This is a genomic window from Micromonospora sp. NPDC004551, from assembly GCF_040609975.1.
In the GTDB taxonomy this organism is placed as follows: domain Bacteria; phylum Actinomycetota; class Actinomycetes; order Mycobacteriales; family Micromonosporaceae; genus Micromonospora.
Genome location: NZ_JBEXLM010000005.1, coordinates 109,748 through 122,910 on the forward strand (window position 1 = coordinate 109,748; position 13,163 = coordinate 122,910).

The 13,163-nt window shown below is 73.2% G+C and carries 11 protein-coding genes; 9 read left to right on the forward strand and 2 right to left on the reverse strand.

The genetic code is table 11. The features are described from left to right. From ABZW14_RS08595 to ABZW14_RS08620, 6 genes are read left to right on the forward strand one after another with little or no spacing between them, the layout of a single operon-like run. On the forward strand, positions 1 to 471 hold the full coding sequence (locus ABZW14_RS08595; RefSeq protein WP_355342422.1) for a hypothetical protein: 471 nt from the start codon (positions 1 to 3) through the stop codon (positions 469 to 471). Next, on the forward strand, positions 471 to 1,868 hold the full coding sequence (locus ABZW14_RS08600; RefSeq protein ID WP_355341958.1) for a hypothetical protein: 1,398 nt from the start codon (positions 471 to 473) through the stop codon (positions 1,866 to 1,868). The genes ABZW14_RS08595 and ABZW14_RS08600 overlap by 1 nt, the downstream gene beginning before the upstream one ends. Continuing rightward, positions 1,865 to 3,187 (forward strand): VWA domain-containing protein, encoded by a 1,323-nt coding sequence (locus ABZW14_RS08605; protein WP_355341961.1) that lies wholly within the window; start codon positions 1,865 to 1,867, stop codon positions 3,185 to 3,187. Before ABZW14_RS08600 ends, ABZW14_RS08605 begins: the two co-directional genes overlap by 4 nt. Positions 3,188 to 3,200: 13 nt before the next feature. Further along, complete coding sequence (locus ABZW14_RS08610; RefSeq protein ID WP_355341964.1) at positions 3,201 to 4,313, forward strand: AAA family ATPase; 1,113 nt, start codon at positions 3,201 to 3,203, stop codon at positions 4,311 to 4,313. After that, the gene (locus tag ABZW14_RS08615) at positions 4,310 to 7,135 is read left to right on the forward strand and encodes a hypothetical protein (protein WP_355341967.1); all 2,826 of its coding nucleotides are present in this window, start codon (positions 4,310 to 4,312) and stop codon (positions 7,133 to 7,135) included. The genes ABZW14_RS08610 and ABZW14_RS08615 overlap by 4 nt, the downstream gene beginning before the upstream one ends. Positions 7,136 to 7,163: 28 nt before the next feature. Then, the gene (locus tag ABZW14_RS08620; protein WP_355341970.1) at positions 7,164 to 7,544 is read left to right on the forward strand and encodes a YccF domain-containing protein; all 381 of its coding nucleotides are present in this window, start codon (positions 7,164 to 7,166) and stop codon (positions 7,542 to 7,544) included. 26 nt (positions 7,545 to 7,570) lie between these two features. Here ABZW14_RS08620 and ABZW14_RS08625 read toward each other — a convergent pair whose 3' ends face one another. Together ABZW14_RS08625 and ABZW14_RS08630 are read right to left on the reverse strand one after the other, a co-directional pair. Beyond that, positions 7,571 to 8,716, reverse strand: a complete 1,146-nt coding sequence (locus ABZW14_RS08625; RefSeq protein ID WP_355342425.1) for a DUF6596 domain-containing protein — start codon at positions 8,714 to 8,716, stop codon at positions 7,571 to 7,573. 5 nt (positions 8,717 to 8,721) lie between these two features. Next, the gene (locus ABZW14_RS08630; protein ID WP_355341973.1) at positions 8,722 to 9,129 is read right to left on the reverse strand and encodes a YciI family protein; all 408 of its coding nucleotides are present in this window, start codon (positions 9,127 to 9,129) and stop codon (positions 8,722 to 8,724) included. Between the two features lie 283 nt (positions 9,130 to 9,412). Here ABZW14_RS08630 and ABZW14_RS08635 point away from each other — a divergent pair, with 283 nt between their 5' ends. The 3 genes from ABZW14_RS08635 (at position 9,413) to ABZW14_RS08645 (ending at position 13,150) form a co-directional block, all read left to right on the forward strand. Continuing rightward, the gene (locus ABZW14_RS08635; RefSeq protein ID WP_355342428.1) at positions 9,413 to 10,144 is read left to right on the forward strand and encodes an FkbM family methyltransferase; all 732 of its coding nucleotides are present in this window, start codon (positions 9,413 to 9,415) and stop codon (positions 10,142 to 10,144) included. A 206-nt stretch (positions 10,145 to 10,350) separates the two neighbouring features. After that, positions 10,351 to 11,352 carry a LacI family DNA-binding transcriptional regulator gene (locus tag ABZW14_RS08640; protein ID WP_355341976.1) on the forward strand — a complete coding sequence of 334 codons (1,002 nt, stop codon included), beginning with the start codon at positions 10,351 to 10,353 and terminating at the stop codon, positions 11,350 to 11,352. Between the two features lie 121 nt (positions 11,353 to 11,473). Next, the gene (locus ABZW14_RS08645) at positions 11,474 to 13,150 is read left to right on the forward strand and encodes an ABC transporter substrate-binding protein (protein WP_355341979.1); all 1,677 of its coding nucleotides are present in this window, start codon (positions 11,474 to 11,476) and stop codon (positions 13,148 to 13,150) included. Positions 13,151 to 13,163: the final 13 nt, after the last annotated feature.

The window sequence follows — 13,163 nt, forward strand, 5'->3', positions numbered from 1 at the left end:
GTGCTGCGGGTGGTGCCACCCGCCCGGGCGCGCAAGCTGGCCAAGGTGCCCTTCGTGGAGCTGGCCGACGGGCGGCTGCAGGGCGTGGTCTCCAGCGGGTCCGATGTGGAGCGGGTGTACGTGTCGTCGGTGTCCGCCGGCAGCCACACCGTCAACTGCAGCACGAACAACAACCGGCCGTGCGGCGGCCTGCGGGGCAGCCTGCTCTGCAAGCACCTGCACGCGCTGGCCGACGAGGCCCTGCTGCAGTACGGCGCCGCGCAGGTCGCCCGCTACCTGCGCGTCGACGTGGGCGACGGGGTCGGCAGCGGCGCGGACCTGTTCGCCCGGATGGACGCCCGGCACGAGCCGACCCCGGCGGCCGTGGTGTTCAGCCGCTTCCTGCGCCACCTGGCCTACCTGGAGGTGCCGGCCACCACCGTTTCCGTGCCGGAGCTGCACTGGTTCCCGGCGACCGCGGGGGTGCGCTGATGCTGGCCGCGCAGCTCGCCCAGCTGCGCGCCGCCGCCCCGGCCGGGATGGCCGAGGCGCTCGACGTGATCACCGGCGTGGACGACGCGCTCGTCCGCGGCCTGGCCCGGGTCGGCGAGGCCGACGCGACCGCGCTGACCGCGCTGGCCGGCGCGGTGTCCGGCACGCCGCTGGCCGGCCGGGTCGCCGAGGCGGTGGGCGCGGCGACGAGCGGCGCGCTCACCGAGGACCACCTGGCCGCCCTGGCCGGCGCCCGGTCGGCGCTGCTCGGCGCGGTGCACGACGCTCTGCTCGACGCCCTCGACGCCGCGCTCGGCCGGCACCGGTCGCCGTGGACCGGCCCGGGCGCCGGTGCCCCGGAGCCGGCGGCGGCCCCGGCCGGGGCCCGGGCCTGGCTGCACGAGCTCGCGTTGACCGGCTGGCGCGGCGTCGACCACGACCTGGTGTCCGGCAGCGCCGCGCCGGTCGAGGCGGCCCTGGCGGCGCCGGAGCTGCGCCGGCTCGCCGTGCTGCTCGACGGCTTCGCCGCCGAGCTGCGGGCCTGCCTGCCGGTGGCCACCCTGCCGCAGGTGCCGGCCCGCCGGTGGGCCGACTTCTGGGCGCGGGCCGTGCTGCTCGCCGGGGGCGCGGCGGCCCCGGTCGCGGCGGCGGAGCCGGTCTCGGGCCGGCTGCTGCCGCTCGGCGTGGACGTCCACGAACACGACACGGCCGTGCAGGTGCAACTGCACGCGCTGCTCGAACCGGCCGGCGGCGGCACGCCCCGGGCGGTCCGCGTCACGGTGGCCGCCGCGAAGGTGGCCACCATCGTGGGCCCGGCGGTGTGGCGACTGCTGGAGGCGCACCCCGTACTCCTCAAGGCTCTGGCGGAACGGCGGTCCGTGACGGTCACCGACCTGCCGCTGCACGGCGGCGACCTGCGCTGGGACGACACCCGCGCGGACCTCGGCGAGCCCGCCGACCCGTTCGCCACCGCCCGGGTCCTGCTCGCCGCGGCGGTCGCCGCCGCGACCCCGCCGCTGGACCGGCACCCCGCCGCGATCGCCGAGCCGGTGCTCGTGGAGGGCTACGCCACCCGCGACGACGGCGGCGACCTCGTGCTCGACCTCGACGGGCACCCGGTCGCGGTGACCACCGACCGGTTGCCGGCCGCCGGCCCGCTCACCCGCGAGCTGGTCGCCGCCTCCACCGCCTGCCTCGGCCTGCTGCGCTGGGACGACGGCCGTTGGCTGCTGCAACCCCTCGCCGTGCGCGCCACCGTGAAGCGGCAGGCCGTCGAGGCGCACAACGGCGACTGGGCGTGCGGCGTCACCGACGCCAAGGTCGGCAAGGCCGAGGCCAAGGCCGGCGACGCCGTGGCCGTGCTGCGCGAGCGCGCGGGACGGTTGCTGCGCCGATGACCGCCGACCGCAACGACGAGAACCGCCGGCAGGTGCTCTACTGGCGGCTGCTGGCCCGCCTGTTCAACCCCGACGAGCAGCCCGCGCTGGAGTCGGCCGCCGTGGCCGTCGTCGACGACCTCGGCCTGCCCGCCGCGCTGCTGGACCCGGCGGTCTCCGTGGACACCGTGGTGCAGCGCTTCCCGGCTCTCGCCGCCGACCTGCGCGGCCTGCTCGCCGGCGGCGACGCCCCGGCCGAGGCCGGGACGTTCGCGCCCGGCGAGGCCGAGGTACGCCGCGCCGCGCTGGTGTCCAAACTGCTGCTCAACGTGTTCGCCACCGGCGCCGGCGAGGTCAGCGCCGGGCAGCTCGCCCGGTGGCAGGCCGACGCCGGCTGGTTCGAGCAGGCGCTCGGCGCCGAGCCCGGCGAGCTGCGCCGGCAGGGCACCGGCCTCGGCGCCACCCTCGCCGGGCTGGAGGGCGACCTGGTCCGGCGGATGCACCTGCGGGAGGTGCTGGCCGACCCGGCGCTGGCCGGCCGGCTGACCCCGAGCATGTCGCTGATCGAGCAACTGCTGCGGGACAAGGCGAACCTGTCCGGGGTGGCGCTGGCGAACGCGAAGTCGCTGATCCGCCGCTATGTCGACGAGGTCGCCGAGGTGCTGCGCACCCAGGTCGAGCAGGCGAGCGTCGGGGCGATCGACCGGTCGGTGCCGCCCAAGCGGGTGTTCCGCAACCTCGACCTCGACCGCACCATCTGGCAGAACCTCACCAACTGGAGCCCGGAGGACGAGCGCCTCTACGTCGACCGGCTCTATTACCGGCAGACCGCCCGGCGCACCACCCCGGCCCGGCTGATCGTGGTGGTGGACCAGTCCGGATCGATGGTCGACTCGATGGTCAACTGCACCATCCTCGCCTCGATCTTCGCCGGGCTGCCCAAGGTGGACGTGCACCTCATCGCGTACGACACCCGGGCGCTGGACCTCACCCCGTGGGTGCACGACCCGTTCGAGGTGCTGCTGCGCACCAACCTGGGCGGCGGCAACGACGGCCCGGTGGCCATGGCGCTGGCCCGGCCGAAGATCGTCGAGCCGCGCAACACCGTTCTGGTGTGGATCTCGGACTTCTACGAGTTCGACCGCTCGCAGCCGCTGTTCGACGGCATCGAGGCCGTGCACCGCTCCGGGGTGCGGTTCATCCCGGTCGGCTCGGTGAACAGCTCCGGCGGCCAGAGCGTCAACCCCTGGTTCCGGCAGCGCCTCAAGGACCTCGGCACCCCGGTCATCTCCGGCCACATCCGCAAACTCGTCTTCGAGCTCAAGAGCTTCCTCACCTAGGAGACCACCCCTGATGTCCGACATGCTCCGTGCCCCCGCCGAGGTCAAGTACGCCGACGAGCTCGCCTACCTGGAGTCCGTCGACACCGGCCCGAAGCCGTTCTCCTGGCGGCTCAGCCCGCGGATGGTCCGGCTGTTCGTCCTCGGCTCCGAACGCGCCGACGGCCTGGACCGGGAGATTCCGCAGAAGTGGTTCGGCGACCGCAGCTTCGTCGAGCGCAGCATCGTCACCCTGGCCTCGGACCGGGGCCTGCTGCTGATCGGTGACCCGGGCACCGGCAAGAGCTGGCTGGCCGAGCTGCTGGCCGCCGCCATCTGCCGCAACTCCACCCTGGTCGTGCAGGGCACCGCCGGCACCACCGAGGACCACATCAAGTACTCGTGGAACGTGTCCATGGTCATCGCCCGCGGGCAGTCCCGCGAGTCGATGATCCCCTCCCCGATCATGACCGCCATGGAGCAGGGCGTCATCGGCCGCTTCGAGGAGCTGACCCGCTCCACCAGCGACGTGCAGGACGCGCTGATCTCCATCCTCTCCGAGAAGTACGTCTCGATCCCCGAGCTCAACGACGACAACATCGTCTTCGCCAAGCCCGGCTTCTCGATCATCGCCACCGCGAACAGCCGCGACCGCGGCGTCAACGACCTCTCCTCGGCGCTCAAGCGGCGGTTCAACTTCGTCCGCATCCCGGTGGTGACCAACAAGCGCAGTGAGGCGGAGATCGTCCGCTTCCGCACCGAGGAACTCCTCCACCGGCACCGCATCGAACTGGACGTCCCGCCCACCCTGCTGGACATCCTGCTGCAGAGCTTCGCCGACCTGCGGGCCGCCGCCGCGTCCGCGACCAGCGACGACGAGAAGCTGGAGTCGGCGCTGTCCACCGCCGAGCAGATCGGCGTACTGGAGGACGCCATCCTGCACAGCCAGTTCTTCGGCGACCGCACCCTGCGCCCGGAGACCCTCGCCGGTTCGCTGATGGGCTCGCTGGCCCGGCGCAGCCCGGAGGACCTGGCCATCCTCAACAAGTACCTGCACGGCGTCATCGAGCCGCGGGCCAAGCAGGACGGTGGCGAGTGGACCGGCTTCCTCGACGGCGGCCGCCAGGCGATCGCGTCCCTGTCGTGAGCGCACCCACCGCCCCCGGCCTGTTCGGCGCCCTGCGCGAGCAGCTCACCGACGCGGCCGCCGCGTTCGCCGGCTCCCCCGACGCGCTCGCGGGCATCCTCGCCGGCATCGTCGACGACGTCGACCGGGCCATCGGCGAGCGGCTGGAGATCTTCCCGGTCTGCCACCACTCCCCGGCCAGCGCGCTGGCCATGGTGCGCCGGCTGCGGGCCAAACAGCCCAAGGTCATCTACCTGGAGCTGTGCGAGGACCTGCGACCGCTGCTCGGCGAACTGCGCAACTGCCGGCTCCCGGTGGCCGTGCAGGCGTTCGCCACCGAACTGGACGGCTTTCCCGCCGAGTGGAGCCCGCTCAGCGTCGTCGCCCCGATCACCGAGGCGTCCGCCGAATACCAGGCCATCGCGTACGCGCTGGAGACCCCGGGCGTGGAGCTGGTGCTGGTCGACCGCTCCACCGACCACGTCTTCCAGTGGTCCCCCCGCGCCGCCGGCGAGGCCCTGCAGGACGGCCCGGCCCCGGATCCCGAGGCGGGTGAGGAAGCGGCGCTGCACGGCGACGCGGTCGGCGTGGAGATCGGCGACCTGCGCCCCCGGTTCGCCGAGCTGGAGGCGTACCTGCTGCACCACGGGAAGGTGCGCCACTGGTCGGAGTGGTGGGACCAGTACGTCGAACGGCCCCTCGCCGACGCCGACCACGACACCTACCGGCAGGTGATGGTGCTCATCGGCAGCCTGTTCCGGCGGCTGCGCCCCGTCGACGCCGACCGGCACGACCGGGACGAGGACCGCGAGCGCTACATGTGGACCCGGATCCGGCAGCACCTGGCCGCCTCCGGCGCCGACCCCGCCGACTGCCTCTACGTCTGCGGCGCCTTCCACGCCGCCAGCCACGTCGAGCAGTTCGGCCTGGACTCGACCGCACCGGACTTCGCGATCAGCCCCCGCACCGGCACGCGCTGGCGCTACGGCCTGATCCCGTCCAGCCACTCGGCCATCGAGGCGCAGTTCGGCCTGGCCCCGGGCGCGGTCTCGATCGCCGCTGCGAGCTGGACGACCGCGGTGAGCCGCTCGGGCCTGGTCCCGTACCGGCTCGACGGCCAGCGGGGCCAGAAGAAGACCCGGCGGTCCCGGGCCGCCGGCACCCCCGCCCCGGCCGGGCCGGCCACCGACCGGCTCACCGGGTTCCTGGCCGCGCCACCCGCCCTCGACGAGCTCGCCGAGGCGGAGCTGCGCGGCTGGTGCGTCGACATCGTCCGGCTGGCCCGCCGCAACGGCTACCTGGCCAGCACCGCCGACGCCATCGCCGTCTTCGAGACCTCGATCCTGCTGGCCAACCTGCGCAACCGGGCCCGGCCCACCCCGTACGACTTCGCCGACGCCGCGGTCACCTGCATCGAGAAGGACGTGGTGCCCGGCCGGCGCGACGTCCGCCGGCTCTGCGAGATCCTGCTCGGCGGCGACCGCATCGGCCAGGTCGGCTACGACTCCCTCCCCCCGCTGGCCCGCGACGTCCTCGACCGGCTGCGCCCGCTGGGGCTGGATCTGGAGAAGCGGACCGTGCAACGGGCGCTGCTCGACCTGCGGGCCGACCGGGCACTGGCATCCTGCTCCGACCTGCTGTGGATGCTGCGGCACCTGCTGCCGCCGGACGCGGCGCGGCCCATCATGGGCGAACGGCGCCTCGGGCACCGGTCGCTGCAGGAGAGCTGGGATCTGGCCCTCGGCCGCAACCAGCGCGCCCTCATCGAGCTGGGCTACGAGGGCGTCACCGTCGAGCAGGTGCTGGAACAGCGCCTGCGGCGCGCTGTCCGCGGCCCCGACGCGACCGCCGCCCGCGCCCTCGCCGCCGTCGAGGACGCTATCCGCCTGCTCGACAGCCCGCGCCTGGTCGACGAGCTGGGCGCGCGGGCTGTGGAACTGCTCGCCGCCGAGCGCACGGTCGACGACGCCCCGGACGTGCTGCGCCGGATCCGCCGGCTGCTCGCCCACCACCGCACCACCGCGCCGGCCCTGCCGGCCTGGTGCCAGGCGTTCGTCATCACCGGGTACGCGCACTACTGCACCCTGCTGCCCACCGCCTTCGTCGACGAGGGGACCGGGGTACGGCAGGTCGGCGCCATGCTGGGCTTCCTGTTCAGCATGGAGAGCCTCGCGCTGTCGCTGGGCTGCGACCGCGCACAGCTCGAACTGGCCGTCGCCCAGTCCCACCCGGAGGCCCCCGCCAAGGTGGCGCTGCTCTGGGCGGCCCGCCACCAGCTCGGCCTGCTTCCCCTGGCCGACCTGCGTGCCCGCTGCGCCGACCTGCTGGCCAACCCGCTGGTGGTGCCGGCGTTCCCGCAGTACCTGTCCGGCTTCGTGCACGCCCTGGAGCCGGTGCCGGCGTTGGCGCCGTTCGTGGTCGAGACCATGTCGAGCGCGTTCGCCCGGCTTCCCGACCCGGTGCTGCTGCCGTGGCTGCCCACGCTGATCACGACGCTGCGGGAGCAGGGCCCGGAACTGGTGCCGCTGCTGGTCCGCGAGGCCGAACGCACCTTCCCCGCCACCCTGCCCGCGCTCGACGCCTGGACGCCACCGTGGGCGGCGCCCGCACCGTCGGCCGGGCCGGTGTCGGCGGCAGCGGCGGTGCCGGCGATCGGCGGTGCGGTGCACGCCCTGCTGGTGGCGCATCCGCGGTCGGTGGACGCGGTGGCCGGGCTGCTCGGGTGCGACGGTCCGTGGCGACCGGCCGTCGGCCGCCCCGAGCCCGGGGATGCGGCTGGCGCGCTGGTGGCCGCGCACCCGGCGACCGCCGTGGCGGTCGCCGGCCTGCTGACGACCGGGTGACCTTGCGGGTGGGGGCCACCATGGGAGCGTGCTTCGCTTTCTGCTGAACCTGTTGTGGCTCGTCTTCGGCGGTGGTTTCGTCCTGGCCCTGGGCTACGGGGTGGCCGCCCTGATCTGCTTCGCGCTGGTGGTCACCATCCCGTTCGGGGTGGCCTCGCTCCGTCTCGCCTCGTACGCGCTGTGGCCGTTCGGCCGCACGCTCGTCCCGAAGCCCGGCGCCGGGGTCGCCTCCGGCCTGGCGAACGTGCTGTGGGTGCTGCTGGCCGGCTGGTGGCTGGCCCTGTCGCACATCCTCGCCGGTGTCGCGCTCTGCGTGACGATCATCGGCATCCCGTTCGGGGTGGCCAACTTCAAGCTGGTCCCGGCCGCGCTCTGGCCGCTCGGCCAGGAGGTCGTCGAGACGCCGTGAGGCGGCCGCCTCCCCCGGCGGGCCGCTCAGCCGCGCAGCAGCGCGTTGAGCCGGGCGGCCTGCCGGGTGAGGTGGTCGCGTTCGGCCAGGCTGGACGCCGACCGGGCGGCTTCGGCGTAGAGCCGGGCGGCGGGCGCGAGGGCGCCGTCCCGTTCCCTGAGGTACGCCTCGACGGCGGCGTACCGGGGCAGGGCGGGGTCCAGCCTCGCCAGGGCGGCCAGTCCCGCCCGCGGACCGTCGGCCTCGCCCACGGCGACGGCCCGGTTGAGGCGGGCCACCGGGCTGTCGGTGAGGCGCACCAGTTCGTCGTACCACTCGACGATCTGGACCCAGTCGGTCTCCTCGACCGTCCGGGCATCGGCGTGCAGCGCGGCGATGGCGGCCTGGGCCTGGAACTCGCCCAGGCGGTCGCGGGCGAGGGCCCGCTGGAGGACGTCGACGCCCTCGGCGATCAGGCGGGTGTTCCACCGGCTGCGGTCCTGCTCGGCCAGGGGCACGAGCCGGCCGTCGGGGCCGGTCCGTGCCGTGCGGCGGGCATGGTGGAGCAGCATGAGCGCGAGCAGGCCGGCGACCTCCTCGTGGTCGGTCCTGGCCGCCAGCTCGCGGGCGAGCCGGATCGCCTCGCCCGCGAGGTCGACGTCGCCGGAGTAGCCCTCGTTGAAGACCAGGTAGAGCACGCGCAGCACGGTGGCGACGTCACCGGCCTGGTCGAGGCGGACCCCGGAGATCGTCCGCTTGGCCCGGCTGATCCGCTGCGCCATGGTCGCCTCCGGCACCAGGTAGGCCTGCGCGATCTGGCGGGTGGTCAGGCCGCCCAGGGCGCGCAGCGTCAGCGCGACGGCCGACGCGGGGGTCAGGGACGGGTGCGCGCACAGGAAGTACAGCTGGAGCGTGTCGTCCACGGCCTCGGCCGGGCCGGGTGCCGGCTCGGCGTCGACGCGTACCTCCCGGTGCCGCCGGGAGGCGTCGGCACGGGCCGCGTCGAGGAACTTGCGCCAGGCCACCGTGACCAGCCAGCCCTTCGGGTCGCGCGGTGGGTCGTCCGGCCACCCGCCAACCGCCTCGACCAGGGCGTCCTGCACGGCGTCCTCGGCCGCCGCGAAGTCGGCTCCGCGGCGGACGAGGATCCCGATCACGGTGGGCGTGAGGGTCCGCAGCAGGACCTCGTCCACCGTGCTCACTCCGTGATGGTCGGGGGCTCGGTCAGGAACGGCCGCACCTCGAGCCACTCGTGGATCGGCTTCCCACCCGCACCCGGCGCCGCGGACAGCTCCCCGGCGAGTTCGAGCGCCCGCTCGTAGCTGTCGACGTCGATCACCATCCAGCCGGCGATCAGGTCCTTGGTCTCCGCGAACGGGCCGTCGGTGACCGGCGGGCGCCCCTCGCCGTCGTAGCGGACGAACGTTCCCTCCGGGGACAGCGCCTGGCCGTCGACGAACTCGCCGGTGCCTTCGAGCCGGGCGGCGAAGTCCTGCATGTACCGCACGTGGGCCGAGACCTCCTCCGGCGTCCACTGGTCCATCGGCACGTCGTTGACCGCTGCCGGGGCGCCCCGGTAGTGCTTGAGCAGCAGGTACTTCATCATGTTCTCCTCAGTGCGGTACGGCCGTCGTCGCCGTGTTCACCCGGGGGACGGAGCCGCGCGCCGGTTCTCGACATGCCGTCGCGACTTTTTCCTGGCGAGTTTCGATGACACCACACCCCCCGCACATGTGGGCCGGTCACACCCGCTAGAGCATCCTAGGAGGCTGGGGTGAGGAGTGGAGTGGGCTCACCCGAAAGGGGCTCACAACCGGGGTGGCGCGGCTACGGTCGGAGTGGTGGGCGGTCATATCGGGGTGATCGAGACACTCAAGGCAGACCCCTCCATGTCGGGCCTGCGCCGATCGCTGGAGGCGTACTACGGCGACCCGGCCCGCGACGCCGCGATGGACGCGTTCTACGCCCCCCTGGTCCGCCCCGGCGACCTGGTCTTCGACGTCGGCGCGCACGTGGGCGACCGGCTCGGCAGCTTCCGGCGCCTGGGCGCCCGCGTGGTGGCCGTCGAGCCGCAGCCGCTGTGCACCCGGGCGCTGCGCGCCCTCTACGCCGGCGACAACCGGGTGACCGTGGTGGAGGCGGCGTGCGGTGCGCGTACCGGGCCGGTGCGGCTGCACGTGAACTCGGCGAACCCCACGATCTCGACCGCGTCGGCCGGGTTCCTGGAGGCCGCCCACGGAGCCCGCGGCTGGGCGCACGAGGTCTGGGACGCCGAGATCGAGGTGGCGGGCACGACGCTCGACACCCTGATCGCGACGCACGGCGTGCCGGCCTTCGTGAAGATCGACGTGGAGGGCTTCGAGGACGCCGTGCTGGCCGGCCTCAGCCGGCCGCTGCCGGCCCTGTCGTTCGAGTTCACCACCATCGAGCGCGACCTGGCCGCGCGCTGCCTGGACCGGCTCACCGGGCTGGGCTTCGGCTCGTTCACCGTGGCACTCGGCGACGAGATGGCGTTCGCCCTCCCCCGCTGGCGGCCGGCGGACGAGGTGGCGGCCTACCTCCGGGCCCTGCCGCACGAGGCCAATTCGGGCGACGTCTACGCCCGGACCCGCCCGGCCTGACCCAGCCGATTCCTCGCATCGACGCTGCTCACACCCTCGATGGACGGCGTTGTCCAGAGGCACTTTTTTCAGGTTTCGAACTTAGCCATGTTTCGTTACCCGCCCGTTATTGACGTGACCGGCGCCACTTCGGTTGACTGCGACGGAACCGCTTCCGCAACCGGTTCCGAAACATCCCCCTCACCCCTGCGACCCGGGAGCGTCACGTGCCGATCACCATCGCCGACGTCGCCACCCGCGCCGGCGTGAGCAAGACGACGGTGTCCCGGGTGCTCAACGGCAAGGGCGAGGTGCACGTCCGCACGGCCGACCGGGTCCGCGCGGTCATCAACGCCCTGGGATACGTGCCGAGCGCCCGCGCGGTCGGCCTGGCCCGCGGGCGTACCCGGGTGGTGGGCATGCTGGTCCCGGCGCTGACCTGGCCCTGGATGGGTGAGGTGCTCCAGGGCGCGGCCGACGTGGTCGAGGCCGAGGGGTACGGGATGCTGCTGTTCACCTGCACCCACGGCGACGAGTCGATGCGGCGGTTCGCCTCCCAGGTCTCCGCCAAGTCCTTCGACGGCCTGCTCGTGGTCGAGCCGGAGGGCACCCTCGACTACATCACCGAGCTGCACGAGCGCGGCCTGCCGGTGATCCTCATCGACGACCGCGGCCACCAGCCCGGCTTCCCGTCGGTGCGGACCACCAACGAGTCCGGCGCGCGGGCGGCGGCGGCGCACCTGCTGGCCCAGGGGCGGAAGCGGCCGCTGGTCGTCACCGGCCTGAGCCGCTTCGGCTGCACCCGGGAGCGGCTCGCCGGTTTCGCGGCCGGGTACGCCGACGCCGGCCTGCCCATCGATCCGGCCCTCGTCGTGGAGGGCGACTTCACCTTCGAGTGCGGGCGGGTCGCGGTGGAACGCCTGCTCGCCGACGGCGTGCTGTTCGACGCCGTCTTCGCCCACAACGACCTCTCCGCCGCCGGGGCGCTCCAGGCCCTGCGGGACGCGGGCCGGCACGTCCCGGACGACGTGGCGGTGGTCGGCTTCGACGACCTGCCGCTGGCCGGGCACACCCATCCACCGCTGAGCTCGGTGCGCCAGCCGCTGCGGGAGATGGGGGCGGTCGCCGCCCGCACCCTCATCGCCCACCTCGGCGGGACCCCCCTGCCCGCCACCCCGACCGTCATCCCGACCAGCTTCACCGTCCGCGCCTCGACCGGCACCACCTGACCTCGCCACCGCTGTAGCACCACCCGCACCGGCGAGCGCCCCGCCCGCCGGTGGCACCACCGCACACCCTCCATCCACCACATCCCGCCCCAGGACTGCGGGAGCACCGAGGGAGACCTCCATGAGAAGAAGGCAACTCCTCGCCGTCGCGCTGGCCGGCGCGATGGCCACCGGCGTCGCCGCCTGCGGCGACAGCCCGAACGCCAACAAGAAGAACGGCCAGGCGGCCACGGTGCTGAACGTCGGCATGCCGAACGGCCCGCAGGCCGAGAACAACAACCCGTTCCTGACCACGTCCGCCGCGGCCTCGCTCGGCTACCGCTGGCAGATCTACGAGCCGCTGATGATGTGGAACCCGGTGAAGCCGGCCGACCCGTTCAAGCCGTGGCTGGCCACCAAGGCCGAGTGGTCGCCGGACTACACCTCGGTCAAGGTCACCATCCGGGACAACGCCACCTGGTCCGACGGGCAGAAGGTCACCGCCGAGGACGTCGCCTTCACCTACAACCTGGTGAAGAAGTACCCGGCGCTCAACGACCAGGGCGTGCCGTACACCGATGCGACCGCCAGCGGCAACGAAGTCACCATCAAGATGGAGAGCCCGCAGTTCGTCAACCAGCAGAAGGTGCTGTGGCGGGTGCCGATCGTGCCCAAGCACATCTGGGAGAAGATCAGCGACCCGACGACCGACGCCGTGAAGGAGCCGGTCGGCAGCGGCCCGTACACGCTGAAGTCGTTCACGCCGGCCAGCATGACCCTGTCGGTGCGCGACAAGGGCTACTGGCAGGACCTGCCGAAGGTCAAGGAGCTGCGCTACACCTCCTACACGGACAACAGCGCGCAGACCACCGCCCTGGCCAACGGCGAGTCGGAGTGGAGCTTCGTCTTCATCCCCAACTACCAGGCCGTCTTCGTGGCCAAGGACCAGGAGCACCACAAGGTGTGGGCGCCGCCGGTGCTGGGCATCCACGGCCTCTACCTCAACACCACGAAGAAGCCGTTCGACGACCCGACGCTGCGCCGCGCCATGAGCATGGTCGTCGACCGCGAGGACATCTTCACCACGGCCGAGGCCGGCTACTTCCACCCGCTGGTCAAGAGCGTCACCGGCCTGCCCAGCCCGGCCGGTGACTCGTTCATCGCCCCGGAGTTCAAGGGCCAGGACCACAAGGTCGACATCGAGGGCGCGAAGACGCTGCTGACCGGCGCCGGCTACAAGCTGGAGGGCAACACCCTCAAGGACAAGACCGGCAAGCCCGTCACCATCAAGCTGACCGACCCGGCCGGCTGGTCCGACTACCAGACCAGCCTGGAGATCGTGAAGGGCAACCTGGCGAAGATCGGCATCGCGGCCACGGTCGACAAGGCCAACCAGGACGCCTGGTTCCGCAACGTCGAGCAGGGCAACTTCGAGGCGACCTTCCGGTGGACCGAGAGCGGCGCCACGCCGTACGACATCTACCGCACGGTGATGGACGGCCGGCAGCTCAAGCCGATCGGCACCGCCTCCCCCGCGGGCAACTTCGGCCGCTTCAACAACTCGGAGGCGACCGAGGCGCTGAAGGCGTACGCGAACGCCACCGACGAGGCGGCCCGGACCGCCGCCATGAACACGCTCCAGAAGGTCTTCGTCGAGCAGACGCCGATGATCCCGGTCGGCGCGGACAACATCGGCGGCGCGTACAGCACGAAGAACTGGACCGGCTGGCCGGACGACTCGAACCCGTACGGCGCCATGCAGCCGACCCAGCCCAACGCGGTGGACGTGGTCCTGCACCTCAAGCCCGCCAACGGCTGACCTCCTCAACCGC

Bases quoted from the DNA above. Each gene is read 5' to 3' on its own strand.
- ABZW14_RS08600 (WP_355341958.1), top strand. From the start codon at position 471: ATGCTGGCCGCGCAGCTCGCCCAGCTGCGCGCCGCCGCCCCGGCCGGG.
- ABZW14_RS08605 (WP_355341961.1), top strand. From the start codon at position 1,865: ATGACCGCCGACCGCAACGACGAGAACCGCCGGCAGGTGCTCTACTGG.
- ABZW14_RS08610 (WP_355341964.1), top strand. From the start codon at position 3,201: ATGTCCGACATGCTCCGTGCCCCCGCCGAGGTCAAGTACGCCGACGAG.
- ABZW14_RS08630 (WP_355341973.1), bottom strand. From the start codon at position 9,129: ATGATGAAGTACCTGCTGCTCAAGCACTACCGGGGCGCCCCGGCAGCG.
- ABZW14_RS08635 (WP_355342428.1), top strand. From the start codon at position 9,413: ATGTCGGGCCTGCGCCGATCGCTGGAGGCGTACTACGGCGACCCGGCC.
- ABZW14_RS08645 (WP_355341979.1), top strand. From the start codon at position 11,474: ATGAGAAGAAGGCAACTCCTCGCCGTCGCGCTGGCCGGCGCGATGGCC.